This window comes from Kosakonia radicincitans DSM 16656 (genome assembly GCF_000280495.2).
GTDB classification, from domain to species: domain Bacteria; phylum Pseudomonadota; class Gammaproteobacteria; order Enterobacterales; family Enterobacteriaceae; genus Kosakonia; species Kosakonia radicincitans.
In genome coordinates this window covers 3,801,275-3,828,198 of record NZ_CP018016.1, presented here as the reverse complement: position 1 = coordinate 3,828,198, position 26,924 = coordinate 3,801,275, and the positions used below count along the sequence as shown (strand labels likewise).

Annotated in this window: 18 protein-coding genes; 5 read left to right on the top strand and 13 right to left on the bottom strand. The window is 53.4% G+C overall.

Annotation, left to right across the window (positions count from 1 at the left end):
- Positions 1–18: 18 nt before the first annotated feature.
- The 9 genes from rimO to Y71_RS18425 form a co-directional block, all read right to left on the bottom strand.
- The gene (rimO, locus tag Y71_RS18465; RefSeq protein WP_007374032.1) at positions 19–1,326 is read right to left on the bottom strand and encodes a 30S ribosomal protein S12 methylthiotransferase RimO; all 1,308 of its coding nucleotides are present in this window, start codon (positions 1,324–1,326) and stop codon (positions 19–21) included.
- Between the two features lie 248 nt (positions 1,327–1,574).
- Complete coding sequence (locus Y71_RS18460) at positions 1,575–2,939, bottom strand: HlyD family type I secretion periplasmic adaptor subunit (RefSeq protein ID WP_035943230.1); 1,365 nt, start codon at positions 2,937–2,939, stop codon at positions 1,575–1,577.
- The gene (locus tag Y71_RS18455; protein WP_035943547.1) at positions 2,926–5,106 is read right to left on the bottom strand and encodes a type I secretion system permease/ATPase; all 2,181 of its coding nucleotides are present in this window, start codon (positions 5,104–5,106) and stop codon (positions 2,926–2,928) included. The genes Y71_RS18460 and Y71_RS18455 overlap by 14 nt, the downstream gene beginning before the upstream one ends.
- A 101-nt stretch (positions 5,107–5,207) precedes the next feature.
- A complete protein-coding gene (locus Y71_RS18450) occupies positions 5,208–6,560 on the bottom strand; it encodes a TolC family outer membrane protein (RefSeq protein WP_007374035.1) in 1,353 nt (450 codons plus the stop codon).
- 53 nt (positions 6,561–6,613) lie between these two features.
- A complete protein-coding gene (locus tag Y71_RS30945; RefSeq protein WP_194138578.1) occupies positions 6,614–13,048 on the bottom strand; it encodes a hypothetical protein in 6,435 nt (2,144 codons plus the stop codon).
- Between the two features lie 323 nt (positions 13,049–13,371).
- On the bottom strand, positions 13,372–13,713 hold the full coding sequence (locus Y71_RS18440; RefSeq protein WP_007374039.1) for a hypothetical protein: 342 nt from the start codon (positions 13,711–13,713) through the stop codon (positions 13,372–13,374).
- Positions 13,714–13,750: 37 nt separating this feature from the next.
- Positions 13,751–15,688, bottom strand: a complete 1,938-nt coding sequence (locus tag Y71_RS18435) for a bifunctional diguanylate cyclase/phosphodiesterase (RefSeq protein ID WP_007374040.1) — start codon at positions 15,686–15,688, stop codon at positions 13,751–13,753.
- Positions 15,689–15,697: 9 nt separating this feature from the next.
- Complete coding sequence (gene lapG, locus Y71_RS18430; RefSeq protein WP_035885902.1) at positions 15,698–16,402, bottom strand: cysteine protease LapG; 705 nt, start codon at positions 16,400–16,402, stop codon at positions 15,698–15,700.
- A 9-nt stretch (positions 16,403–16,411) separates the two neighbouring features.
- Positions 16,412–18,091 carry a hypothetical protein gene (locus Y71_RS18425; RefSeq protein ID WP_007374043.1) on the bottom strand — a complete coding sequence of 560 codons (1,680 nt, stop codon included), beginning with the start codon at positions 18,089–18,091 and terminating at the stop codon, positions 16,412–16,414.
- 104 nt (positions 18,092–18,195) lie between these two features.
- Here Y71_RS18425 and Y71_RS18420 point away from each other — a divergent pair, with 104 nt between their 5' ends.
- Positions 18,196–19,098: an alpha/beta hydrolase family protein gene (locus Y71_RS18420; protein WP_143091350.1), complete on the top strand. Its 903-nt coding sequence runs from the start codon at positions 18,196–18,198 to the stop codon at positions 19,096–19,098.
- Entirely contained in the window at positions 19,052–22,381 is a 3,330-nt protein-coding gene (locus Y71_RS18415) for a CapA family protein (RefSeq protein WP_081120828.1), read from the top strand. The genes Y71_RS18420 and Y71_RS18415 overlap by 47 nt, the downstream gene beginning before the upstream one ends.
- Positions 22,382–22,541: 160 nt before the next feature.
- Here Y71_RS18415 and Y71_RS18410 read toward each other — a convergent pair whose 3' ends face one another.
- Both Y71_RS18410 and Y71_RS18405 read right to left on the bottom strand, forming a co-directional pair.
- Positions 22,542–23,000: a YqhG/Tai3 family protein gene (locus Y71_RS18410; protein WP_007374046.1), complete on the bottom strand. Its 459-nt coding sequence runs from the start codon at positions 22,998–23,000 to the stop codon at positions 22,542–22,544.
- Positions 23,000–23,368 carry a hypothetical protein gene (locus Y71_RS18405; protein WP_007374047.1) on the bottom strand — a complete coding sequence of 123 codons (369 nt, stop codon included), beginning with the start codon at positions 23,366–23,368 and terminating at the stop codon, positions 23,000–23,002. The genes Y71_RS18410 and Y71_RS18405 overlap by 1 nt, the downstream gene beginning before the upstream one ends.
- Before the next feature lie 293 nt (positions 23,369–23,661).
- Between Y71_RS18405 and Y71_RS18400 the strand changes: the two genes are divergently transcribed.
- Positions 23,662–24,564 (top strand): alpha/beta hydrolase, encoded by a 903-nt coding sequence (locus Y71_RS18400; protein WP_007374048.1) that lies wholly within the window; start codon positions 23,662–23,664, stop codon positions 24,562–24,564.
- Between the two features lie 26 nt (positions 24,565–24,590).
- Here Y71_RS18400 and Y71_RS30425 read toward each other — a convergent pair whose 3' ends face one another.
- Positions 24,591–24,743, bottom strand: coding sequence for a hypothetical protein (locus Y71_RS30425; RefSeq protein WP_007374049.1), 153 nt, complete (start codon positions 24,741–24,743; stop codon positions 24,591–24,593).
- 115 nt (positions 24,744–24,858) lie between these two features.
- Between Y71_RS30425 and Y71_RS18395 the strand changes: the two genes are divergently transcribed.
- The gene (locus Y71_RS18395; protein ID WP_007374050.1) at positions 24,859–25,335 is read left to right on the top strand and encodes a GNAT family N-acetyltransferase; all 477 of its coding nucleotides are present in this window, start codon (positions 24,859–24,861) and stop codon (positions 25,333–25,335) included.
- Between the two features lie 27 nt (positions 25,336–25,362).
- Here Y71_RS18395 and Y71_RS18390 read toward each other — a convergent pair whose 3' ends face one another.
- A complete protein-coding gene (locus tag Y71_RS18390) occupies positions 25,363–25,743 on the bottom strand; it encodes a winged helix-turn-helix transcriptional regulator (RefSeq protein WP_007374051.1) in 381 nt (126 codons plus the stop codon).
- A gap of 111 nt (positions 25,744–25,854) precedes the next feature.
- Here Y71_RS18390 and Y71_RS18385 point away from each other — a divergent pair, with 111 nt between their 5' ends.
- Positions 25,855–26,904 carry an NAD(P)-dependent alcohol dehydrogenase gene (locus tag Y71_RS18385; protein ID WP_007374052.1) on the top strand — a complete coding sequence of 350 codons (1,050 nt, stop codon included), beginning with the start codon at positions 25,855–25,857 and terminating at the stop codon, positions 26,902–26,904.
- Positions 26,905–26,924: the final 20 nt, after the last annotated feature.

Here is a 26,924-nt window from a genome sequence, read left to right as displayed (position 1 = left end):
AGCCGGGTTTTTATGGCATTAAACGCGGGAGCCCCACAGGTCGTACTCGTCGGCGTTTTCCACTTTCACGCGGATCACATCGCCCGGTTTGACACGGGTTTCACCGTTCAGGTACACCGCGCCGTCGATCTCAGGCGCATCTGCCATGCTGCGGCCAATCGCGCCTTCTTCATCCACTTCATCAATGATGACGAGAATTTCGCGGCCGATTTTTTCCTGCAAACGTTCCGCCGAGATCTGCTGTTGCAACTGCATAAAGTGGTTCCAGCGCTCCTCTTTGACCTCTTCCGGCACCTGATCCGCCAGCTCGTTGGCCGTTGCGCCTTCCACCGGGCTGTATTTGAAGCAGCCGACGCGATCCAGACGCGCTTCTTTCAGGAAATCCAGCAGCATCTGGAAATCTTCTTCGGTTTCACCAGGGAAGCCGACGATAAAGGTGGAGCGCAGGGTCAGCTCCGGGCAAATCTCACGCCACTGTTTGATGCGCGCTAACTGACGATCGACCGAACCCGGGCGCTTCATCAGCTTGAGAATGCGTGGGCTGGCGTGTTGCAGCGGGATATCCAGGTACGGCAGGATTTTGCCTTCCGCCATCAGCGGAATGACATCATCAACGTGCGGATACGGATAAACGTAATGCAGACGCGTCCAGATGCCGAGCTTCGCCAGTTGCTCGCACAGGCCGACCATACTGGTTTTCACCGGCTCGCCGTTATGGAAGCCCATGCGATGCTTCACATCCACGCCATAAGCGGAAGTATCCTGCGAGATCACCAGCAGCTCTTTCACGCCCGCATCGACCAGACGTTTGGCTTCGGCCAGCACATCGCCAATCGGACGGCTCACCAGATCGCCACGCATCGACGGGATGATGCAGAAGGTGCAACGGTGGTTACAGCCTTCGGAAATTTTCAGATACGCGTAGTGACGCGGCGTCAGTTTTACGCCCTGTTCCGGCACCAGGCTGATAAACGGGTTGTGTTTCGGTTTCGGCACATAGTGATGAACATGGGACAGCACCTGCTCATAGCTGTGCGGCCCGGTGATTTCCAGCACCTTCGGATGCACTTCGCGAATTTGATCTTCTTTCGCACCCAGGCAACCGGTGACGATAACTTTGCCGTTTTCGTTCAGCGCTTCGCCGATGACTTCCAGCGACTCTTGCACCGCGCTGTCGATAAAGCCGCAGGTATTGACGATAACCATATCGGCGTCGTCATAGCTCTGGACAACGTCGTAACCTTCGGTGCGCAGCTCGGTAAGGATGCGCTCGGAATCGACCAGGTTTTTCGGACACCCTAACGATATAAAACCAATCTTAGACATTTTTTATACTGTACATTGCTCGGAATCGGGGGATTATACATATGCCTCAACGGTACAGCTATATCTGCTGGTTATCGAAAAGGCCGCATAAAAGGGTTAACCGGGCGTTTGTTTTACGCGCCGAATGGAACTTATTGAAATTGAAGATCCCCGGCGGGCGCTGTTCGCTCGAAGAACACAATAAAAGATCATCTGATGGGGCCGGGCGATGGTGTACGGGTGGCGGCGCAGCGACACCCGTCGTGATTTTACCTTTCATGTAATGCATCTGCTCTGGCGCGCAAGAGCGGTTTTAACAGGTACTGAAGAATGGTGCGCTTACCCGTAATAATATCGACCGAAGCCACCATACCCGGAATGATTAATAACGGTTTATCGTCAGTGCCAAGATGGTTTTTATCGGTGCGCAGACGAATAACATAGAAACTATTCCCATCCTTATCTGTCACCGTATCCGGGCTTATCTGCACCAGTTTGGCAGGCAGACCACCGTAAATGGTGTAATCGTAAGCGGAGAATTTCACCATCGCTTCCTGCCCCGGATGGATAAAGGCAATATCCTGCGGGCGAATTTTTGCCTCAATCAGCAATGTGTCATCCAGCGGTACGATTTCAACCATATCATTTCCTGGCTGAATAACGCCGCCAATGGTGTTGACCATGACCTGCTGCACAATCCCCCGTACCGGTGAGACGACCATGGTGCGATTGACCCGGTCTTCAATCGCTTTGTTGGTTGCTTCGGCTTTGCTGAGATCGGTACGAGCCTGATTCAGTTGAGTGAGTGCGTCGCTGCGGGTATTGTCCAGCGTCTCTTTGATTTTGCTTTCTATCTCTTTTACCGCGGCTACCGCACCCGGTATCGCCACTGTTGTGGTGTCCAGTTGCCCGCGCGTCTCCACTTCTGTTCGCTGGAGTCGCAACACTTCCACGCGGGAGATCGCGCCTTTGCTGATTAACGGGACAGAAAGGCTGATCTCCTGTTGCAACAATTGCAGGCTTTTCCGGTACTGCCCGGCTTTGGCCTGCATATCAAGCAGTTCCTGTTTTTTTTGCACCAGCTGTTCATTCAGCCCCGCGATAGCGCTGTTGACGCGGTTATTAATGCTGGTAAACAGTTCCATTTCGCCTTTGGCGATATCCGGCGCATCTTTAACAATATCGGGTGACAACGTCAGCGTTGTGTCGCCATTCGTCTGGGCTGTCAGGCGCTCTACGCGCGCCCGCAATGCCAAACGATCGGCACCGGTTTCCTCGGCATTCGAACGAAAACGGGTATCATCGAGCCGAATGAGCGGCGCACCGGCATTCACAATATCGCCATCGCGCACGTAGACCTGAGCGACAATCCCGCCCTCCAGGTTTTGAATTTTTTGCAGACGAGCAGAGGGAATCGCCCGGCCTTCTCCGCGCGCCACTTCATCAATATCGGCGAGGGCCGACCAGAAAAACATGCAGATAAAAAAGGCAAATATTGCCCACAGCGTGATACGCATAACGCGCGGTGAGTCATCGATTACCGCCTGATTGACTTCATTAATGGCGATTGGGCTGGATTTTCTGTCGCCGAAAAGCCAGCCCATCAGGCGGCTAAGCATGTCAACGATTCGCATGGATTTGCCCCTTTTTCAGAGCACTCATCACACTCTCTTTCGGACCATCGGCAATGATTTTGCCGTTATCGAGAATGATGAGTCGTTCAACCAGTGACAGTAATGAAGCGCGGTGGGTCACCAATAACAGCGTTTTATCGGCTACCACCGGCATCAAGGCTTTTTTGATCAGTTCTTCGCTCGTGTTATCCATTGAGCTGGTCGGTTCATCCATCAACAAAATGGGGGGATTGAGCAGCAGCGCGCGGGCCAGCGCCACCGCCTGGCGCTGGCCGCCGGAAAGGTTCATTCCACGCTCTCCCACGCGCATGTTATAGCCGGAGGGATGGCGACGCGCGAACTCATGCACGCCGGTGATTGTAGCCACCTGCAGCATCGCTTCTTCATCCATATAGCTGGCGCCATACAGCAAGTTGTCGCGCAACGTGCCGCTAAATAAATGAATATCCTGCGGCGCATAGCCAATGTTGTGGCGCAGCTCATGCACATCCAACTGCCGGGCATCGATATCGTCAATCAATATGCTGCCTGCATCCGGCTGGTAGAAGCCGACCAGCAATTTTGCCAGCGAGCTTTTGCCGGAACCGCTGCGGCCAATAATGCCGATTTTTTCGCCCGGCTTGATAGTCAGAGAAATATTATTCAGCGATGTATATTGATTGGATGGATAGTGAAACGTGACATCGCGGAACTCAATCGCGCCAGAGAGTTTCTCGCGTTTTAACGGAACCTCATCGTCGTGGATCTCCTGCTCCAGATCCATCATGCGATCCACGGTTTCTTTGGTGGTTTTTGCCCGTTGATAACGGGTAATCAGCCCGCAAAGCTGTCCGACAGGCATCATGGCGCGGCGATGCAGTAAGTAGCAGGCAACCAGGCCGCCCTGGGTGAGATTACCGCTGATAATGACATAAACCCCGGCGACGATAATCGCCACTCCGCTGGCCTGCTGCACCCACGAGGTAAAGTTAACCGCGACGAACGAGAGCGATTTCACCTTCAATTCCATTTTACTGAGCTGACCAATAATCTGTTCCCACTGATACTGGCGTTCGCTTTGCGCGTTATTCACTTTGATGGCATCAAGCCCGGTCAGGGTTTCGACCAGCATGGCCTGACGCTCGCTGGACAAGCGGAACGTTTTTTGGACTCTGGACATCAACGGGCGCTGGAGCAGCCAGTTACCCACCAACGCAACCGGGTAGGCGACCAGCGGAATAAAAACCAGCGGGCCGCCGATGATGCCGATGACCAGTACAATGAGCAGGGTGAAAGGAAAGTCGATCATCCCGGTCAGCGTCAGCGAGGAGAGAAAATCGCGCACTGACTGATACTCCTGGAAATTTTGCGCAAAGCTTCCGACGCGCGGCGGGCGAAGCTTCATCTTCATGCCCAGCATGCGTTCAAATAGCGCCGCAGAAACGATCAGATCCGTTTTTTTACCCGCCAGATCCAGACACATGCCGCGCAATATTTTCAGAATAAAATCAAAAAAGTAGGCAATGGTAATGCCAATTGCCAGCACCCATAACGTCACCGTCGCCTGATTGGGTACGACGCGATCATAGACGTTCATAACGAACAGTGGAGCGGCCAGTGCGATGATATTAACCAGCAGACTGGCAATCACCGCATCGATATAGAGAAACTTCGAGAGCTTCAGCGTATCCTGGAACCAGTTTTTGGTACGCGGAATCTTCGCCGTCGCTTGTGTATCGTATTCATGCTGCGGCTGGAGAAAGATCGCGACACCGCTGTAATCCTCCTCCAGTTCTTCGCGCGTCAGGGTAATTTCCCCACCTTCCGTTTCACTCGGTAACAGCCGCGCCTTTTCTCCGTCCCAGGCGACCAGCACGGCAGCCTGGTTGTTTTTCAGCAGCAGGATCGCCGGTAATGAGTGGGAAGAGATAGTCTGAAGCGGGCGCTGGAGCGTTCTCGCTTTCAAATCGACCCGTGCCGCCGCGCGCGGAAAAATGCTGAGGATCAGCGTATGGTTTTTTAGCGGCAGCCCGGACGTTAAGGCGTGACGCGACGTAGTAATGTTGTGCAGCGTGCAGACAATCATCAGGCAATCCAGTAAAGGATCGTCATGTGTCTGTCGTGGATCGCTCCTGAGAATCTCATTAGACGAATCAGTGTTATCTTGAGAATCATCATGTTGCGTCATATTCTGACCTCTCAAACCAGCGGTGAATCTGCTATGCGGAGAACCAATAAGGGAATATTCCATCCGGAACACCTGAAATACCCTTGCCTGAATCCGAACTGTTACTTCAGTTCCGGCAATTCGACTTTTGAAGTTTGCAACTCGTCAACGGGCTGAGCCGAAGAGGGCGGCTGGATATTTAGTGTCTTGAGTAATGTTCCGGTACGTGCGTTGATACGGTACGTCGTAAACATCTCGATAAATTGCAGCTCAACGTAACGGCGTTGCGCGGTGAAGACTTCGTTTTCGCTGTCGAGCATATCCAGCAGTGACCGATCGCCTAAGCTGAACTGCTCCTGATAAGCGGTGCGAACCGTCTTGCTTCGATCTGCATAATCTTTGGCGATAGGAACCTGTTTCTCGGCGTTCTGTAACGCGTTCCAGGAGAGGCGTAACTCTTCGTTAAGCTGGCGCAGGGCGTTGTTTTTGACATCCTGCGCTTCCTTCATTTTGTAAGCGTCGGACATTAAGGCCGCTTTATCACTGCCGCCGTTGTAGAGGTTGTAACTCATGCGCACCATCGCCTGCCATTCCTGGTTATGGCCCCGGGTGCCGTCAATGTTGTCATCCATTGTGCGCGCCACTTCCAGATTTACGCTGGGGTAAAAACGTGACTTCGCCGCTTCATATTGTTGCCGTGTGGCTTCCACATCTTCATCGGCTTGTTTCAGTAATGGACTGTTTTGCAACATCACTTTTCGCGCCGCTTCCAGCGAGTCAGGGATCGCCGACTTTGCAGGAAGGGTGAGATCATCGGCTTCTTTACCAACCACGCTCTGATAATTCGCCAGCGAATCATCCAGGTTGGTCTGTTCCGTCAGCAGGTTATTGCGTGCCTGCGCCAGTCGGGCTTCGGCTTGTTCGTAATCGGCCTGACGGCCAACGCCCTGCTCGGTACGTAAGGTAATTTGATCGAAAATACGCTCGTGGTTTTTCAGGTTATCTTCTGCCAGCAGTACCATCTGGCGACCTCTCAGCACATCCAGATAGGCCTGAATCGCCGTCAGCGCCGTCGTTTCGCTGGTGTCCAGTACCGTCCAGGCGCGGGAGTTGACCGTGGCGGTCTGTCTGGCCACTTCGCTACGGGTGGCAAAACCACTAAACAGGTTCTGCGTCACCGAAATGCTGGATTCGTTGCGTTGCAGATCGCGCCGATGGTATCCCTCTGCGCGCGTGGTGGAGTTATCCGTTCGCTCCCAACCCGTTCCCGCAGAGAGTTCCACGCTGGGATAATATCCCCCACGCGCTGCGCGCAGATCCTGTTCCGCCGAATAGCGACGATTACTGGAAGCGCTCACATCCGGATGCCAGAGGATGGCATCTTTCACCGCTTGCTCAAGCGTCGTGGCGTTCGCGCTTTTCAGTAAAAGCAGCGAGAGCCCAACTCCGAATAACAGCGTATTGCGATATAACATATGTCACCTTGTACTGCGTTGAGGTTTATTCCGGGCAAAAGGGAGCTGAATCATCAGCCTCCATCGCTGTCGGGTTTGGCGATCAAGTTATCCATGTCATCGTGACTGCCTCCATCACCACTGCCCGCGTCATCGCCGCCTTCACCGGGAGGTGCGGCAGGGGCGGGATGATCGGTATCCTCCGTGGGATCGACTGGCGTGGCTGGCGCGCTGTCACCCTGGATAAGTCTTGCCAGATCCTGGTGTTCGTCACCATCAAGGATGATGTCGCTGAAGTTGATCTGCTGATCCTGGTCAAGGCCTGGCGAGGTGCTGTCGCCGCTATCCTGTGAGGCAGTTTCGCTGCCTTCACCCGAAGCGCTGCTGTTGTCAGGCTGCGTTGCGTGATCCGCTGTCCCGCCCGTGTCGTTCTCAGCCTGCTCACCATCGTCTTCCAGCAGGTTATTCAGCGAACCTGCATCCGTTGTCGATATACTCTGGTCGTCGTGCGCTTCGGCATCTTCGCTGCTGCCAAAGTCCAGACTGATCTCACTGCTATCGACCAGTAATGGCGCACTGGCGTTATCGGCAGCCGTCGCATCGGTATCGGCGGCTGTCTCTGCGTCGGCAGGTGCATCTCCGGCATCGGTGTGGGTATCATCGGTATTCGCGTGGGTATCACCGGCATCGGCATGCGAGAGGTCATCCACTGCTGCGCTGGTGGCTTCAATGTGCGCGCTATCAGCGGCGTCATCCGCAGGGTGATCGTCGCTGTCGGTCATGTCGGTTCCGCTGACGAATTGCCCGCCTTCCCCGGCATTGAAGCTAAAGTCAGTATCGTGATGCTCAGAGGCGGTAGAGTTCACCTCCATTGAGATATCACCGATATCATGCTGGCCTTCCGGGAGGTCGACGGAAATCTGCCCATCGTAATGGGTGGCATGCTCGTCAAAGGTCAGGGTGTACGACCCTTTGTCGCCGTCATAGCTGACGTCGGTATATTCACCGCTAAACTCAGCGCCTTCCGGAAGCCCGTTAAGGGTGATCGACGTCAGATGATCGTTGCTGTCCGAACTTTCCAGATCCACGTCGACTTTCAGCGTTACGGAGTGCGTAACCTCCGTCGAGCCGCCCAGGCTGGAAGAGGGGCCGTCACCGAAGATAACGCCTTCAATACCGTTCGCATTCCCGATCGGGTGCGAGCCATTTTCGGTATTGGTAATTTGCAGGTTATCGATGGAGTTGTTCTGGTGATTTGCCGGGTGATCGACGCCGGAAACGTTGTAATTCGCGCTGTCACCGTTAACAAAGATATAGTCTTTGCCAGCGCTGCCCTCAGCCACACCATGATTGCCGGTAATGTTATGTACTGGCCTGAAATCATAGTGATCATTCGACCAGTCACCCTGCTGGTAGTAGCCGCCAGTGTGATCGCCCACCACGAAGATATCGGTATGACCGGCCGAACTGCCGTTCACGTTACCGTTGCTGTCGTAATAGTGAATCTGACCCGGATTACTGCATTCCGGAACGTGATCGCCTTTAATCGCGCCGTCCGGGCTGTCTGGCGTCAGCCAGATTTGCACGTTGTCGCCAATCGCGATAATGACGCCATTCTGCACATCGTAGCCGTTCGGATCTTCACTACCGCCGTTGATATGCATCACGTTGTTATCAGAAGCCTCTTCCGACTGGCTACCCGGAGTAACGCCTACCGTGAGATGAACATCAACGGCTTCGATACTGGTCACGGTCACGTCTGCGACTGGCACCGCCTGAGCGCTGCTATCGCTGCTTGCTGCCGTATCGGGCTGCGCTGCGGCTGCGTCGCTGGCAGTCTCTTCAGCCGTGGTTGTGCCTGCATCATCAGCGGTTACGGCGCTGGCGTCATCCGTCGCTGTCGTGCCGGAATCATCCGTTGTGGTAGCGTGTGCTTCATCATGCGTGACATCTGTAGCCACGCTTTCTGAGACTGGATGCAGGGTATCAGCCGACGCGCTCTCCGTGCCGCTGGTCAATTGCCCGCCTTCTTCGCCATCGAAGGTGAAGTCGTGATCGATATGATCAGATGCCGTGGAGCCGACATCTATGGTTATCTCGCCGAGATTGCTTGCACCATCCGGCAGGGTAACCGTTACCTGCCCGTCGTAATGGGTAGTGCTGTCATCAAACGTCAGCGTGTAGCTGCCATGCTCAGGATCGTAGGTGACGCTGGTATATTCGCCGCCAAATTGAGCCCCTTCCGGAAGACCATTGATCGTGATCGAGTGCAGATGATCGCTGCTGTCGGAACTTTGCAGATCCACATCGACGTTCAGCGTTACGGAGTGCGTCACATCCGTAGAGCCGCCCAGACTGGAAGAGGGGCCATCGCCAAAGATAATGCCTTCGACACCGTTCGCATTACCGATCGGGTGCGAGCCATTTTCCGTATTGGTGATCTGTACGTTATCAACGGAGTTGTTCTGATGGTTATCCGGGTGATCGACGCCCGTTACGTTGTAATTCGAACTGTCACCGTTAACAAAAATATAGTCTTTGCCCGCTTCGCCCTCAGGTACACCCTGGTTGCCGGTAATATTATTGACTGGACGGAAATCATAGTGATCGTTCGACCAGTCACCCTGCTGGTAGTAGCCGCCGGTATGATCGCCCACCACAAAAATATCGGTATGACCGGCTGAGCTGCCGTTCACGTTACCGTTGCTGTCGTAATAGTGAATCTGACTCGGATCGCTGCATTTGGGAACAAAATCCCCCTGAATTGCGCCGTCCGGGCTGTCCGGCGTCAGCCAGATCTGCACGTTGTCGCCGATAGCAACAATCACGCCATTCTGTATGTCATAACCATCTGGATTGCCGCTGCCGCCATTAATATGAATGACGTCATTGTCAGACGAATTATCCGTACTGCTGCCCGGCGTCACCGTTACAGTCAGATGCACATCCGAATCGCTGCCTGAATCAGAAGGGTGATCAGCATCGGAGTCCGCATCGGCATCGGCGTCGGAGTCTGCGTCAGAATCCGCATCCGCGTCGGAGTCTGCATCAGCATCCGCGTCAGAATCGGCATCGGCGTCCGAATCAGCATCCGCATCCGCATCGGCATCCGAATCTGCATCGGAGTCCGCATCAGCGTCTGCGTCTGCGTCGGCATCGGAGTCGGCGTCTGCATCAGCATCAGCATCAGCATCCGCGTCGGAATCCGCATCCGCATCCGCATCCGAGTCAGCGTCGGCATCTGAATCAGCGTCGGTATCGGCATCGGCGTCGGAATCTGCATCTGCATCTGCATCTGCATCCGCATCGGCATCCGCATCAGCGTCGGAGTCGGCATCGGCGTCCGAATCCGCATCGGCGTCGGCGTCCGAATCCGCATCGGCGTCGGCGTCCGAATCCGCGTCGGCGTCAGAATCTGCATCCGCATCGGCATCCGCATCAGCATCCGCGTCTGCATCAGAATCCGCGTCGGAGTCCGCATCGGCATCCGCATCCGCGTCGGAGTCGGCATCGGCGTCAGAATCTGCATCCGAGTCTGCATCAGCATCGGAATCCGCATCAGAATCAGCATCTGCGTCGGAGTCTGCATCTGCGTCGGAGTCTGCGTCTGCGTCCGAATCCGCATCGGCATCTGCATCCGCATCCGCGTCGGCATCGGAGTCTGCATCAGAATCCGCATCGGCGTCGGAATCCGCATCAGAATCGGCATCCGCATCCGCATCGGCATCCGAGTCAGCGTCGGCATCCGAGTCAGCATCAGCGTCAGAATCGGCATCCGCATCAGCGTCGGAATCGGCGTCTGCATCTGCATCCGCATCCGAATCTGCATCGGAGTCCGCATCCGCATCAGCGTCAGAATCCGCATCGGCGTCAGAATCAGCATCGGAATCGGCGTCCGCATCCGAGTCAGCGTCGGAATCCGCATCTGCATCGGTATCCGAATCAGCGTCGGCATCCGAATCTGCATCAGAGTCGGCATCGGCGTCTGCGTCTGCGTCTGCGTCGGCGTCTGCATCCGCATCAGCGTCTGAATCGGCATCCGCGTCCGCGTCAGAGTCCGCATCGGCGTCTGCGTCGGCGTCGGAATCTGCATCAGCATCCGCGTCGGCATCGGCATCGGAGTCAGCATCGGCGTCGGCATCGGAATCTGCGTCCGAGTCGGCGTCGGAGTCTGCATCAGCGTCGGAGTCTGCATCAGAATCCGCATCGGCGTCGGAATCCGCATCAGCATCTGCGTCAGAATCCGCATCCGCATCGGCATCGGCATCCGCGTCAGAGTCCGCATCCGCATCAGAGTCTGCGTCAGAATCGGCGTCTGCATCTGCATCTGCATCTGCATCTGCATCTGCATCTGCATCGGAATCTGCATCTGCGTCTGCATCCGCGTCCGCGTCGGAGTCAGCATCCGCATCAGCGTCCGCATCTGCATCCGCGTCTGCATCTGCATCTGCGTCGGCATCCGCGTCCGCGTCCGCATCGGCATCCGCGTCCGAATCCGCATCGGCATCTGCATCCGCATCCGCGTCGGCATCGGAGTCCGCATCTGCATCGGTATCCGAATCAGCGTCGGCATCCGAATCTGCATCAGAGTCGGCATCGGCGTCTGCGTCTGCGTCTGCGTCGGCGTCTGCATCCGCATCAGCGTCTGAATCGGCATCCGCGTCCGCGTCAGAGTCCGCATCGGCGTCTGCGTCGGCGTCGGAATCTGCATCAGCATCCGCGTCGGCATCGGCATCGGAGTCAGCATCGGCGTCGGCATCGGAATCTGCGTCCGAGTCGGCGTCGGAGTCTGCATCAGCGTCGGAGTCTGCATCAGAATCCGCATCGGCGTCCGCATCCGCATCGGAGTCCGCATCTGCATCAGCGTCGGCATCTGCGTCTGCATCCGCGTCGGAATCTGCATCCGCATCAGCGTCTGCATCAGCATCAGCATCAGCATCTGCGTCGGAGTCTGCATCGGCATCAGCGTCGGCATCTGCATCTGCATCTGCATCTGCATCTGCGTCGGCGTCTGCATCGGCATCGGAGTCCGCATCGGCATCAGTGTCTGCATCAGCGTCTGCGTCGGCATCCGCATCGGCATCTGCATCAGTGTCTGCGTCGGAATCGGCATCGGCATCGGCATCAGCATCAGCGTCCGCATCTGCATCTGCATCTGCATCTGCATCTGCGTCGGCGTCGGCGTCTGCATCGGCATCGGAGTCCGCATCGGCATCAGTGTCTGCATCAGCGTCTGCGTCGGCATCCGCATCGGAATCGGCGTCGGAATCGGAGTCCGCATCCGCATCAGCATCCGCGTCGGTGTCCGCATCAGTATCCGCGTCGGCATCGGCATCAGCATCGGAATCGGCGTCTGCATCGGCATCAGAGTCCGCGTCGGAATCTGCATCGGAGTCCGCATCGGCATCAGCGTCCGCATCCGAGTCGGAGTCAGCATCAGAGTCTGCATCCGCATCTGCATCCGCGTCGGCATCCGAATCAGCATCGGTATCGGCATCGGCGTCGGAGTCGGCATCCGCGTCCGCATCAGCATCTGCATCCGCATCAGCGTCAGAATCGGCGTCCGCATCCGAGTCAGCGTCGGAATCCGCATCAGAATCAGCATCCGCGTCGGAATCTGCATCAGCATCAGCATCAGCATCAGCATCAGCATCAGCATCAGCATCAGCATCAGCATCAGCATCAGCATCGGCGTCTGCATCGGCGTCTGCATCGGCGTCCGAATCTGCATCTGAATCCGCATCCGCATCCGCATCCGCATCCGCATCCGCATCCGCATCAGCATCGGAGTCGGCGTCTGCATCGGCATCGGCGTCCGAATCTGCATCCGCATCCGCATCCGCATCAGCATCGGCGTCCGAATCTGCATCGGCATCCGTGTCAGAATCCGCGTCCGCATCGGCGTCGGCATCAGCGTCGGAATCCGCATCGGCATCCGCATTGGCATCCGCGTCGGCATCAGCATCAGCATCGGAGTCAGCATCCGCATCTGCATTCGCGCCAGCGATTTCGGGGCCTTGTTCGGATGCAGGAAGGCCTAATTCTTCACGCAGGTCGCCATCGGGATTATCAATTCCGGCAGTGGGGTATCCGGCGGTGGGATCGAGGATCTCACCGGTAAGATCGAGGATGACTTGAGTGTGGCTACCGCCTTCCTCACCGCCATCCGGCGCGGCGGGTGTGGCGTTGGCATTCGGGCCTGCGGCAGGTGCTTCAAGGGTTTGCGTCGGGTCCTGCCCGGCGGCAATCGCCTGCTGGATGGCTTCAACGTCTGTGGATGGGGTTTCGGAGTCCGCGGTTAAAGCAACGTCGTGGCTATCCCAATGGGTATCACGGCCCAAATCGAGGGTTTTTCCATCGTATAAGGTAATCGAAATGGCACCTGCGGCACCCGTATCTATTTGCTCTCCTTCCTGGATTGTGTCGCCTTCAACCAGCAGATGTCTGCTTCCATCAGGGGAGGTCGCAAAGACTTGTCCTATAACTGTTTTTACGACCCCGACACTCATATAAATTAGCCTCTTAAATACGTCAGATATTTGCCGCTGAATAATCAGAAATGCATTTGTTAAATTAAATAATCGATGCCCGGATAATTATATTCGGTATCGGAATTATTATTTTTAAAGCGTTGTTTTAAAGGTGGTGATTTTTCCTAAAATAAAATCAACATGATTTCTAAGGAAATGTGATTTTTCCTAAGGGTCATCTTATTTTAAGGTTCGTGATTATTCCTAAGATAAAAAAGAAATGTTATTTAAAAGTTATGTGATTTTTCCTAAAAAATAGTATTTATTATAAGTTGATGATTATTCCGAAAGTGAAAAGTAATTCAGAAGATCCCCTCATCTTCATCATCGATTAAACGTTCCAGCCCGCTGAGTGTAAGTCGCGCTTGCGTGCGATTAATCAGTTTGCTTTGCGCGGCTTGCGGCAGATCGGTAATACTAATAATTCCTTTACTCATCAATACTTCAATAAGATCCTCCAGCACACGAACCATTTCAAGATCGCTTTGCTGGAGCCGTTTAAGCGTCTCCTGATGCATGGCATGTATACGAATCCATTCGGTGATTTCTTGAGTATCTTCTTCACGCTGTTCTACCATCCCCGCAAATGGCGAGGATTCGACTCGTGTAATTCGTCCTTCAGCATCGCGTTCAATGTAATGCATGCTTAACTCCTGTTGTATTTATGATGTGACTATTAACTTATTGTTTCGACAATAAACCGGGATCGCCGAAGTAACGCCCCATTGCCCCGTAGAGACCTATTTTATTGAGTATCGCTAATTCTCCGGATGTTTCCACTCGCTCAGCAATAAGCGGAAGATCAATTTGCCGGGTTGCCCAGTACATCGCTTCAATAAAAATTCTCTTGTCTTCTTCTGTATCAATAAGATGAATATAGGCGCCGTCCACTTTTATCCAGGCCAGCCCCCATTGAGGTAAATTACCTATCAAATTGAATCTACCGCCAAAATGCTGAATACCCAGATGGCAACCCACGGCTTTAAGTTTATTAACCAGTTCATTGACGCGTTCGGCATGGGGCAATTCATTTTCATCCAGTTCGAGTGTTAAGCTACTGGCCTGATTTGGCGCATTTTTTAACAGCTGTAATATCGCATCCAGTTTTTCGTCATTCGCTACGCTTTCACCGCTGATGCTCAGCGCTAAAGGGTAGGGGATATTTGTCATTTCACGCAGTATTTGCTTAAGCATGACTAAATCCATACGAAAGCTAAGTGAAAACCGATGAATCCAGGGCATGAAATGTCCGGCAGGCGTTAATTCGCCATTATCCTCTTTTATTCGCGCCAGCACTTTATAGTGCAAAATGCGCTGTTGATCGTGACAGGAAAATACCGGCTGCGCGTAAAGGATAAACTTTTCTGCATTCAATACTTTTTCGAGTTTGCTAAGCCACTGGTGATGGTTCTCCTCACTGTATCCCGTTGCTGTTATCCACGGTTCGGCGGCGTAATGTTTCTCCGTTTCGGCCTCCGCCAGCGCGTGATCGGCCTGCGTCAGCACCGCCTGTGGCGTGTCACCCATGCGAAACGTAACATGCGTGAAATAGGCGACGGGCGAGGTATCGCTCATCCCCGTGTCGTTAAGCGCTTTCAGCCGCCTGGACAACGTGTTTTCCAGTTCTGGCGGAAGAAACTCGCCGGTCAGGAGAGCAAATTCACTGCCGCGAATGCGGGCGAGAAAACCCTCGTTGCGCAGGAAGCGTTTCTGTAGTTCGCGCAAAATAGTGGCAATAGATTTCAGTAGTTCATCGGCTTTTTCTGCGCCGATGCGCTGATTCAACCCGATAAGATCCTGCACTCGCAGTAAAATAAGGTTCCCTTCTTTGCTCTCTTCGTCGCTCAGCAGTGATTGCAGTTTGATATCAAACGCGCGGCGGTTATTGAGTTCCGTCAGGCTATCGCGATAGGCGGCTTCACGCAGAGATTCGGTGCGTTCTGCTTGCTCATGAAACAGGGCTTTCAGTTGCGAAACCATCATGTTGCTGGCTTCGACAACGCGCATCAGCTCCGGCGTTTTAGGTACATCGGTGACTTTGCGAAACTCGCGGTGGCAGATGGAGCGAGCCTGCTCAACAACGTTATTCAAGGGGCGCAGGCTGCGGTGCAACATGAACATCGCGCACAGGATGCACAGCAAACTGCACAGGCTCAACCACAGGAAACTGGCGACCATATTGTTCCATAACCGGGCCACAGAAAACATCTGATGGCTGACCACTTCAACACGTGCTGCCTGAATCCAGCCATTCATCACAATGGCATCGCCCACGCCTGGCCGCAGTCTCACGAGATGTGCGAACCACTGGGGAACATTCGCACTTTGCGGCGTGCCTTTTCGCTCAATTAACGTCTTACCACTCTTCACATCGACCAGGCGAATGCTGTAGAAATAACCGCTGTCAAAAATGGAATCTACCATCAGCTCGATCACTGCCGGGTCGTCAATATGGCCGGTCAGTGCAACGCCCAGCGCGGTCGCGGCATCCTGAGCGTGCGAGTTCAGCTGATTACTGTATTGCTCACGTGAGCTTTCAAGCGTGATCACGTAATTTCCGCATAAAAGAACCAATGTAAACAGACAGATGCCGATCAGTAGCTGCTTATACAATGACATGGCAATCTCCTATTCTTGAATGACAAATCCTTCCGCCCGCATTCTTGTGAGAAGCTCCTGCCAGCGGGATAAGCGCTTACTGTCGCCGACACGTTTATTTCCCCCGGCTCTTGGCAGCCATAGCCCCTCGCCGTTAAATGCATAAACCGGCAGAAGATCCGGACGCTGCGTGGCCGGTAAAATTGCGGTATTCAAATTATCCAGTACCAACGGGATCGCATCCGGCGTGGCATACCACGTCACCACCATATGCGCCTGGTTCAGTTTTACTGCTTTGACATAGGTGATGCGTAACTGGCTGGCAGGCACGCCAATTTCGCGCAATGTGAAATATTTGGCTAATGCATAATCCTCGCAGTCGCCTTCACCTTTACGTAAAAATTCAATCGGTGTTGCCCAGTAGTCTTCCGTTCCCCAGACCAGCTTGTCATCGCGAAAAAGCATGCGTTGATTAAAAAACTGGTTCACACGATTTAACTTTCCTTTAATCGATTCCTGCGGCGGGTTATTCACCAATATTGCCCATTGATCAATCCGTTGCTGAGCTGCTGGCGTCGCTGTGCCATATAACTGGTGCGTGCGGGAATTAATGGCATTGAAATCCCATCTCGCCGCCAATCCGCCGGGAGAAAAAAGAAACACAAGCAACAACCAGAAGCACAAATATCGCTGCCTGCCATGGCCTGCTCTGGTTGAGTAGAGGCGCCCGTTCATAAGTCAGTACTAAAGAGCCGAGTGTTGTTCAGTTTTCTGAGCGGCTTGTTGTTGCCAGTATTTTCGATAGGCGATGTAACCTGAAAGATAGTGTTCGACATCATCAATCCTGACCCGATAGCTGTGGTGGCGAATAAAAAAGCTGCCAACGATACGCGATGGATTTTTAAAAAACATCGCCAGTTCCGGCCAAAAAAAACCATTAGCCAGATAACGGGCGCGAGTTTCCAGCGCCAGAGAAAATTTTTCAGGATCGTGTTCTTTTAACAAATGCCGGTGCTCAGATTCCGTCAGGCGGGCTATCATTTTTGCCGCCGCCATCATCAGTTCCAGCAGTGTTGGGTAGGTTGTGATCCGGTTCAGTACAAAATCAAGATGGCCATGAACGTTGTCAAGGCCAAACTGGTAATAACGTTCAAGCGGACGATAGAGTGTCAACTCATTCACGCAGTAGCTTAACCAGTGATCGTGCGCCTGCCAGTGCCGCTGAGCGATAAAATAGCCCATCGCCCGTTCAACGCAGGAGAGCCAGCGCGGCTCGCGGGTAATTCCGTACAGGCGCATCAGCGCAAAGGCGGCTTCGCCATCGTAATAGATAATGCGATGCTCAGCTTTTAGTGATAAATCAGCTGCATGCAGTACATGCACAAAACCGCCGGTTTGCGGATCCTGCATATAACAAATGCCATTCGCCAGCCGGTTCATCTGCGCAAGATAACGATCGTCGGCGGTGAGTTCAGCATGTTTTGCCATTGCCAGGATGCAAACTGCGTTACCGCCCAGCTTGATTTCATTACCGCTATCGATAAGAAAATCCGCGCTGCTGCCATCGGGGAGTTGATAATTTTGAATCAGCTCATCGCTCAGGTTTTTCAGGGCGCGTTCGATAGCCCTTCGCTGATCATCGTTGCGGCTCACCTCCCAGCCCTCAAGTAAGGCATAGGTCGAACTGGCGTGGCGTAACGTGTTGTAGGTGGGGATCCGGCGGTCAAAACAGGGAAACCAGCCATATTCATATTGGCCGCCAGGTTTTATCTGGCGCGCCAGATAATCGGTGGCCGACAGGATCATCATCTCCAGTTCATCCTGCCAGTGCGTTAGCTGACGATACCCTGAGTTTCGCCCGTGAGATTCAATGGGCAGTAGCGTTTTACCGTCGGAAAAAAGCGCTCTGGTTTTGAAGCGCCAGATCGGCCGATCCGCCTCCTGCGGCCAGTCGAATCGCGCACCAAAACGCCGCCGGGTAAAGTGCGCCAGATTTGCACTATTGGGCGTCGCGACGCCCTGTTTTCCATCATACAGCAGCGCGTTGGCAGCAATTTCCTGTTCCAGAAAGGCATAGTTAAAAGCGGGATCGAAACTTAATCCCCAACGAAAATAGTTACGTTTGGTCGCCGCCAGCTTCTCCTGCAATTTCTCCCAACGCAGTTTTTCAACCTGTTCAACGATATCAACGCGCAGCCAGATCATGGCTGCTTCCCGGATACCACATGAATGTTGCAATGCAGCAGCTCCGTTCTGCCATGCTTCATCGAAACGCTGGCCGCGCCCGCACACAACCTGAGCACGGCTTTTACCATCGCTGGCGCTGAAAAAAATAACCCAGCCAGGTGAGGAAGAGGAAGGCGTGCTAATATCCAGTTGTTCTGCGGCGGGCTGCATATGTGTAAGTAATTGATGAAGCGACATTTGGCTCCCCGTTAATTTTTAGCGCCAGCAACATCTATTCTTAATAATTTCAGGTTTATACCCTGCAATTGTAGCAGCCCATTGTTCTGGTTCTGGGGGCAAATATGTTATTTCCACTGCGTATCGGAATAATCACATTATTTTTTTTATCCGTTTCTGTTTATGCGGATATACCCTTGTTATGGAATCAAAAAGCCATTAGCAGTAATTGTCCCATTACGGCTGATGAAGTCTGGGTAAAATATGATGGCGGAGTTGACTGTATTCGCTATTTTGCAGGTGGAAATATGCAGAATGCACCCCTGGTGGTGGTGGTATTTCTGGGCGATCGTGTGCCTTTTATCAAGCGCGATCCTCAAACTATTCCGGCAAATACCGCGACGGCACAACGAAAAATCGCACAAAAATTCAGTATACGAACCGGCCTGCCGGTCGTTATTGTTGCCAGACCAGGGACTTACGGCTCCAGCGGTAATCACTATAATCGTCGGCAACGTGCTGAATTTCTGGCGTTAAACGCCACGCTGGACAAGTTGCGACAACAATACAATATCGGGCAGTTTATTTTGACAGGCCATAGTGGCGGCGCAACTGCGGCTTCAGCATTATTAACGCTCGGGCGTAATGATATTCGCTGTGCGATTTTAACGTCAGGAGCATGGGATCTTCTTAATCGGGCAGAAGTGCTGCGTAAAGAACGTGGTGAGCGCAGCGATGCAGGGAAAGATATTACCGGCCTGGATAATCCTTATGATCCGCTCTACCACATTGATAATATTCCTCCTGACCCGCAGCGTCAGATTCTGATCATTGGTAATCTTCAGGATCAAATCACCCCCTTTGAACTTCAGGTTAAATTTGCACGCGCATTGCGTGATAAACATCATCGCGTCGCTTTAATTGAATCGCCTGCATATCCCCCTGAATATCATAATCTTAAAGGCAATCAAGAGTTAAAGTATGTCAAACAATGCACATCAGCGAGGATGGCAAAGCGCGGAGCTTGAGCGTTTGCTGGGCAGTAAATGGCACGTACAACCTGGCACAGACTGGCGGGCAGATAATATTGCGCTAACCATGGTTGATACCCAAAAAAATAACGGTAAATGTTTATTTATCGCGATGGATGAAAAAACCTGGCATGCCGGTTCCGGGAATATGGGTATTTATGCGGGCTGGAAAGATACTCATGAAGTATTAAAAAATAATTATCATCACTTCTGTGGCGCAATTGTTCAGCATTATCTTGCGGAGCTTCCTGACGGGTTTCCGCAAATGGTTGTGGAAAATACCTATGATGTATTACCGGTTCTCGCCGATGAAGCACGCCGTCGGATGAATGGCACCATTATTGCTATCACCGGTACGGTAGGGAAATCATCGACGAAAGATTTATTACATATGTTGCTGGCGGAGGAGGGGGCCACGATTGCGACACAAGGGAACCATAATACCCGAACCGGAACGATGGTAAGCCTTGCTCGCTGTATTACCGATCCACAACATGCGGTGCTGGAAGTGGCTATTTCCGCATTATGGATGCAGTCTGGCGGCGCGGGGACGCGAATAAAACCCCACATTGTTATCATCACGGAAATAGGCATGACGCAGGTGGGGCGTAATGTGAAAACATTGCGTGATACTGCACGTTTTAAAACACGGTTATGCAATGCGATTTTACCTGGCGGCTACGCGATATTAAATCGTGATATGGATGAATATGATTTTGTATCTCAGGAGGCTATTCGCTACGGCGCCCGCGTAATCAGTTATGGTTTTCATCCGCAGGCTGATGTTCCTGTCACAAATTATGCAGCGGAAACGGACCACTCAATAATAGAAATTTTATTCAACGGCACGGCAATTAAATATCAACTGAATGTGCCGGGAAAAGGCATGGCGAGAAATTCTGTTGCTGCGCTAATTGCCATTCATTTTTCAGGCGGCGATATCAATAAAGCGGCCGGACGTATTGCAGATTACCGTAATCATAAAAATAAATTACAAACCGGGACAATGACGCTGCCTGGCGGCGGTTCGGTGACGCTAATTGATGACAACTATAACGCTACGCTGACCTCAATGTGCAATGCATTTGAAGTTGCCTCCCTGTATCAAATGCGTCCAGGGCAACGGCGTGTTGCGGTTCTCGGGCGGCTGGCAACCCTCGGCGAACTGGCTAAAGAGAGCCATATTGCCCTGGCGGAACCTCTGCTGCAGGCTGGTTTTGATCGGGTCTGGTTGCATGGCGAAGAGATGCGGGATTTGATGGCCGTGTTGCCTGCCGGACGGGTCAGCGGCCACTTTACCCGGGTTGACGAGATGGCTGAAAGCGTGATGGCCGGGCTGAAAGCGGGGGATGTGGTTCTGGTAAAAGGCAGCGTCAGTGACTCCGACTTCCATCAGATCGTCAGGCGAATGAAAAATATCAGCCGTCGTGCGGCGCCAGCGTTAAAAGAGGGTCAGACGGCGGGTGTGTTGATCAATCTTTCCCGCGGTGAGCAGGTGGTGTCGTGCCATGCTGATGCGGTTTTCGAACCCTTGCATTTAAGTCATCTGTTATTAATTACGCAACTTGCTGCCCGGCAGAACAAAAACAACAGCGCGCTGACCACCCCCATCACCGCGAAAACGGTGCCTGCCGGTATTTTGCAAAAAGGCCCGGCATTGGGGCTGAAAGCGGGACAAGAGTACAGCGTAAAATGTCTGCTGCAGGCGATGATCATTCACAACGCCAGAGATGCCGCCGTTAACCTGGCGCATTATCTGGCCGGCGATACGGCGGCGGCGCTTTCGCGCGTGCAGGCGCAGGCAAAGGCGCTGAAGATGACGCAGACGCAAATCAGTAATGTGTCGGGGCGGTTGTGGCGGCAGCAGCAAACAACGGTGCAGGATATCGCGCAGCTGGTTCGCCATTTTTACCACCATTTTCCTCATTTTCTGCACTGGTTTGCCGAAAGCGAAATGGTGTCTGGCGAGCGGCTTTACCGCAAGAGCAGCAACATTCAGGCCGCAGGCCGCGCCAGCTACAGCTATAGCTCCGGCGGGACACCGCGCTGGGGATTTGCCATTCATCGCCACGGCGGCGAGCTATGGCTGGCCTGTGCCGCTGGTGCAGATGATGCTTTTCATCTCGATTATTTATTGGATGAATTGTTAGCGCAGGCGGAAGGAGAGGCAACGGTGGTTAATGATGAGCAGGTCATCACCTTCGATAAAAACGACATTACCGTGGCGCTGCTGGGCGACACCTATTGTGGCGAGTGGTACACGCGCCAGCGTCAGCGCCGCGGCATCGATGATGGGCTGCAACGTTACGGTTACGATCACGCGTTCCTCGGCATTGCGCCGCTACTGGCGGGGAGCGATCTGACGATCGCGAATTTTGAAGCGGCGCTCACCGAGAGCACGCAAGGCACGCTGGCGGGGCGTAAACCCTTTTGTCTTACCGGCGATCCGCTCGCGACAACGGTGACCTTAAAAAATCATGGCATTGATGCTGTGACGCTGGCAAATAATCATGCAATGGACGCGGGGATCGCCGGGCTACGTCGTACACTGGATGCTTTTCATCAGCAAGGAATATCAACGTTTGGCGCGGGAATGAATGCCACACAGGCGCATGCGCCGTTGACGCTGGCGATCAACGACAGGCGTTTTAAATTTTTCAGCGCTTACTGGTTTCGACAATATATGGAGCAGGATTGCGCTTTCTACGCGCAGCCCCGCCGCGCAGGCGTTGCCTGTATCAGTGGAGGATTAACGGAAAAGCTGCGCGAGGAAAAACGCAGCGACGATCCGGCAACGCTGATTGTGCTGGCTCACTGGGGGCAAGATTATCAATGGACACGCCCTCAGCAGCGCCAGCTTGCGAAGCGGTTGATGGATGCTGGCGCCGATCTGATTATTGGCTCCGGCCCGCATATTCCTGGCGATATCCTGCGTACCGGGCAAGGCTGGGTGCTCTACAGCATTGGTAATGGCGTGTTCAACAGCAACGGAGAGTATCAGTCACGCGGAATGCCGCCGTACGGTTTTATCGTGCGTTTGTCCTTAGGGGGCACACAGCCAGCGCTGGAATTACAGCCCATTTTTACCGATAACCAGCAAACATTCTGGCAGCCCCGGCCGGTGAGTGAAACCGAGTTCGAACATGTCATTACGATTTTGCGTGAACAGGGAACGCGCATTACAGAACAACCGCGGCAAGAGGGCGCGTGGATTAAACGTCAGAAAAATGCTCGCCCGGTCATTGTGCTGCCGCTGGATATCCGATTTGCCGGACGTTAATAACAGGCCAGGCGAACAGGAAGGGAAAAGAGATCGATCACAATTAAGGCGGGAGCGAATATCGAATAACGTGGGGTGGGGAAGTAAATAAACACCCGGCGGTATTAAATTGGTGTTTTGAAGCAGAAATAAAACCCGTGTTTCCACGGGCGAAGCCGATTTAATACAATTTTTGTTCGATATGTTCCCCGGCATCAATAACCCGGAAGATTTTCCATTGTCCGTCTTCCTTGCATGTCCAGACCTGCAGATGCGCCAGCTTGTTATCTTCTATACCCAGCCAGACATCGAGCTTAAGATTATCCCCATCAGGATACGCCGGAGAAACTTTCAGGCGTGGGATCCACGCCGGATCATAATCCTGGCTGTAGGTGAAATAGTCGGCTCCCAGCAACTCCTGTTCAGGCATATTATAGATAGCTGCAATGCGGGCCAGTAATTTACCGGAGACCCACTTGTGCATTTTCTCCATTTTGGCCATTTCATCCGGCGGTGTTTTATCTAATTCATGCAGATAAAAGGTATAGAATTCCGTAATATTTTTCTGCACATCGGTGGCAGTATTTGCGCTGGCGAAGGGCAGATAACACGCGAGCAATAATGAGATTATTAAACGCATCAGTTCTTCCTGTAGATAGTATAAGAAGGGTGAAGTCTGCGATAACCCGGCCCCGGATACATGTCTCGTTGTTTAAAATCTGAGTACCATGTTTTACCATCAAACATGGTCATATGTCCGATACCGTTCCCCCCAATATAGGGCTGAATAATGGCAACATCGCCTTTCTCTGGTGTTGCCGTTTGCGGTAAGGCGACAAATCCAGCTTTCAGCAATGAGTCGCCATAATCTTTCGCATACCGCGTTTGTATAAGGTTGATGCCGCCAGCAGCTATCGCCAGTCGAGTGTATTTTGCGCATTCAGACCGGGATTTTGTGCCTGCATGTTTCACCAGATAATCCACCGCAGCAGATCTATCCCATCCCATAAAATTCCCTTTGAAAAAATGAAAACCACAAGATAACAAGGCGTTGTCATGCTACATCGGGCTATTTTTCGCGGAATAAGATTTATCCTGGTTGAGAGAGGAGAGGCAGGAAAGCCGCCTGGTGTTCTGCGTTGTTCGGTCGTGGAAGGAAGATGAAGCCAGATTTGTTCAGGTAAGAGGTAAACGCGTAATTATTGCAATCAAGAATAATTCCTATTAACGTTTGTCCCGTTCATTTGACCTTTCAGCCTGGCAGCGAAGACTGCGGTGCTGATGCACAGGGAGTATGCGTAATGCATCGTCGTTTTTATGCCGCGCGCCTGGCCGCGCTGGTTGTGCTGCTGCTTTGTTCGAAAACCGTTTTTTCACGGCCTGATATGACCCCGCTCGGGCCGAATATCGCCGATAAGGGGTCGGCATTTTACCATTTTGCCGTCAATACTTTTGATTCCACCGACGGCAAGCGGCATTACAAAGTGTGGACCGCGATACCGAAAAAAAGTCCTCCCGCGGCCGGTTATCCGGTGCTGTATCTGCTGGATGGCAATGCGGTAATGGACAAGCTTTCGGAGCCGCTGTTGCAGAAATTGTCAGAACGCGATCCGCCGGTGCTGGTGGCGGTCGGTTATCAGACCGATCTGCCTTTTGATCTGACGGCCAGGGCCTACGATTACACACCTGCCGCAGAAGGAGAGCCGCAAAATCTGCGTGGCCGTCAGGGCGGTGGCAGCGCGCTTTTCCGTCAGTTGCTGGAAACCACCATCGCGCCGCAGGCCGAAAAAGGCGTTGCGGTAAATCCGCAGAAACGGGCGCTGTGGGGGCACTCTTACGGCGGGTTATTGGTGCTGGAGAGTTATCTCTCATCGACATTTTTTAGCGCTTATTACTCGGCTGTACCTTCGCTGGAGCGGAACAACTTTACGTTGCTCAAAGCGATGGGCAGGTTGCCGAAAGCGTCATTCAGCCATAAATCGCTGTGGTTTCTCGAAGGTGATGGCGACCGCAAGGCCAATGATGAAAACGCCACGTCCGGTGTATTAAGCGCTATACAACACAGGGTTTCCCGCCTGCGCGCTGATGATTTGCCGGTTACGTATTTGCTCTATCCTGGGCTGACGCACGGCGCGATGTTTGACGTGTCGATGAAGGCGGCAATATTGCATATGTCCGGCGAGGCGCTGCCCGCATCGCATTAAAAAAGGCCGCGCCTGCGGCCTTCGCTTTATCGAGCTGCGGCGAAAATGAGTTCAAAAATCGTGGCGGGAATGCAGTCATCTTTGATGAATTCTTCGGGCGCAGCGGTGTTCTCTTTGAAATGCGCCAGCATGTTATCCACCGCCTGCGCTTCATCTTCCGCGTCGGTTTCAAACGGCATTGTATGCAGTCTGCCTGCTCAATACAGGGCAATGTAAAAAAACGATACCGTACTTCTTTGTTCTCAGATCGTGGTACGGTGAACTTTTGGGCGAGACGACAGAAGAGAAACCAGCATGATAGCGACACAGGAATGGCGTAAAGAGGGTTATCTGATCACCACCGATAAAGAGAAGCAGGATATCGCGGCAATCCACCGTTATTTGACCCGTTCCACATGGGCGGCGGGTATTGATCGCGAAACGGTGGCTATCTCCGTACAAAACAGCCTGAATTTCGGTCTTTTTCACAACGGTGAGCAGGTCGGTTTTGCCCGGCTGGTGACGGATTACGCCACGTTTGCTTATCTTTGCGACGTATATGTGCTGGAGGAGTATCAGGGGGAGAAGCTGGGCCGCTGGCTGATCGCCTGCTGCCACGCGCATCCGGTTTTCGCGAAATTACGCCGGATCGTGCTATTTACCTCCACCGCCCCCTGGCTGTACGAGAAGTTCGGCTATCAACCGGTTAACCGGCAAAATTACACCTGGACCATCGCCCGGCCAGATATTTACCAGAACGCCAAAAAACCGGCCGATCAATCTGAGCGTTAATTTAGGGTGACCGCGCGGGCGGGGCAGTTATTCCGGCGTGCGGTAGTTCTTTTCCATTTCATCCAGCGCGGCCTGGTTTTCCAGCCCCCACTGATACATCTGTTCGATCGGTTCGGCAAAGGTTTTACCCAGCGCCGTGAGCCGGTAATCCACCCTGGGCGGCACTACGTCATAAACGTGGCGCACGATCAGCCCGCGTTGCTCCAGCTCCTTTAGCGTCTGAAACAGCATCTTTTTCGAAATGCCTTGCAGGCTACGTTGCAGTTCGCCGGTACGGGCGCGTCCTTCCGGCCAGTGATACAACGCATGCAGCACCATGGTGCTCCATTTCACTGAAAAAAGATCCATCAAACGACGCGGCGGCGAATCCGCATAGAAAAAGAGTTTGCCGTCGACCCAGGCTGGCATGGCGATCTCCCCACGTTATGGTCACCAAATGGTGACTACTATCAATATCGAACCATGAGGATTATAGTCTGCCGCCTTCAGTCAGCCAACGCCTGTTCTCATGGAGGCACTATGAAAATCAATGCATTAGTTGCACGCGATGCGGCTAACCCTCTGACTTCCGGCACGATTAATCTGCGCCCGCTGCAACAGCAGGACGTGAGTATCGAGATCCTTTACTGCGGCGTTTGCCACTCGGATCTGCACATGGCGCGTAACGAATGGGCGGTGAGTCGCTATCCGCTGGTGCCGGGGCATGAAATCGTCGGCCGCGTGGTGGCAACCGGCGCGGCGGTAACGAAATATCAACCTGGCGATATCGTTGGTGTCGGTGTGATGGTCGATTCCTGCCGTGAATGTCACTTCTGCAAACAGCAGGAAGAGCAGTATTGCGAAACGGGCTTTACCGCCACCTACAACGGCATCGATAAATATACCGGCGACAGTACCTGGGGCGGTTATGCGCAGCGCGTGGTTGTCGATCAGCACTTTGTCGTTTCTGTACCGAAAAACTTGCCGTTGGCGGGCGTTGCGCCGCTGCTCTGCGCTGGGGTCACCGTCTGGTCGCCGCTGCGCCATTTCAACGTTAAAGCTGGCGATGCGGTGGGCGTCGTCGGCCTTGGCGGGCTGGGGCATATGGCGGTGAAACTGGCGAGCGCGATGGGCGCAGAAGTGACGCTGTTTACCACCTCGCCGGAGAAGGGCGCCGATGCCCGCCGCCTTGGAGCAACGCGCGTTGTCGTTTCCCGCGATGCCGCGCAGATGGCCGCCTGCCAGACCTCGCTGGATTTTATTCTTGACTGTGTTGCCGCACCGCACGATCTCGATCCATATCTGGCCACCTTAAAAACCAATGGCCGCCTGGTGCTGGTTGGCATTCCGGATCGGCCACACGCCGCGCCGGACATTACGCCCATGGTTTTTCGTCGCCTGAGCATCAGCGGTTCATCGATTGGCAGCATTCAGGAAACTCAGCAGATGCTGGACTTCTGCGGCGAACATAACATCACCGCTGATATCGAAATGATTAACGGTGAAGAGATTGAAATGGCGTTTGCCCGCATGCTGAAAGGCGAGGTGAAGTATCGCTTTGTTATCGATATGCAGGCCACGCGCTGGTAAAACCGTTCTAAGTGAGCAGC

Coding starts and splice junctions, on each gene's coding strand:
- rimO (WP_007374032.1), bottom strand. CDS start 1,326: ATGTCTAAGATTGGTTTTATATCGTTAGGGTGTCCGAAAAACCTGGTC.
- Y71_RS18460 (WP_035943230.1), bottom strand. CDS start 2,939: ATGCGAATCGTTGACATGCTTAGCCGCCTGATGGGCTGGCTTTTCGGC.
- Y71_RS18455 (WP_035943547.1), bottom strand. CDS start 5,106: ATGACGCAACATGATGATTCTCAAGATAACACTGATTCGTCTAATGAG.
- Y71_RS18450 (WP_007374035.1), bottom strand. CDS start 6,560: ATGTTATATCGCAATACGCTGTTATTCGGAGTTGGGCTCTCGCTGCTT.
- Y71_RS30945 (WP_194138578.1), bottom strand. CDS start 13,048: ATGAGTGTCGGGGTCGTAAAAACAGTTATAGGACAAGTCTTTGCGACC.
- Y71_RS18440 (WP_007374039.1), bottom strand. CDS start 13,713: ATGCATTACATTGAACGCGATGCTGAAGGACGAATTACACGAGTCGAA.
- Y71_RS18435 (WP_007374040.1), bottom strand. CDS start 15,688: ATGTCATTGTATAAGCAGCTACTGATCGGCATCTGTCTGTTTACATTG.
- lapG (WP_035885902.1), bottom strand. CDS start 16,402: ATGAACGGGCGCCTCTACTCAACCAGAGCAGGCCATGGCAGGCAGCGA.
- Y71_RS18425 (WP_007374043.1), bottom strand. CDS start 18,091: ATGTCGCTTCATCAATTACTTACACATATGCAGCCCGCCGCAGAACAA.
- Y71_RS18420 (WP_143091350.1), top strand. CDS start 18,196: ATGTTATTTCCACTGCGTATCGGAATAATCACATTATTTTTTTTATCC.
- Y71_RS18415 (WP_081120828.1), top strand. CDS start 19,052: ATGTCAAACAATGCACATCAGCGAGGATGGCAAAGCGCGGAGCTTGAG.
- Y71_RS18410 (WP_007374046.1), bottom strand. CDS start 23,000: ATGCGTTTAATAATCTCATTATTGCTCGCGTGTTATCTGCCCTTCGCC.
- Y71_RS18405 (WP_007374047.1), bottom strand. CDS start 23,368: ATGGGATGGGATAGATCTGCTGCGGTGGATTATCTGGTGAAACATGCA.
- Y71_RS18400 (WP_007374048.1), top strand. CDS start 23,662: ATGCATCGTCGTTTTTATGCCGCGCGCCTGGCCGCGCTGGTTGTGCTG.
- Y71_RS30425 (WP_007374049.1), bottom strand. CDS start 24,743: ATGCCGTTTGAAACCGACGCGGAAGATGAAGCGCAGGCGGTGGATAAC.
- Y71_RS18395 (WP_007374050.1), top strand. CDS start 24,859: ATGATAGCGACACAGGAATGGCGTAAAGAGGGTTATCTGATCACCACC.
- Y71_RS18390 (WP_007374051.1), bottom strand. CDS start 25,743: ATGCCAGCCTGGGTCGACGGCAAACTCTTTTTCTATGCGGATTCGCCG.
- Y71_RS18385 (WP_007374052.1), top strand. CDS start 25,855: ATGAAAATCAATGCATTAGTTGCACGCGATGCGGCTAACCCTCTGACT.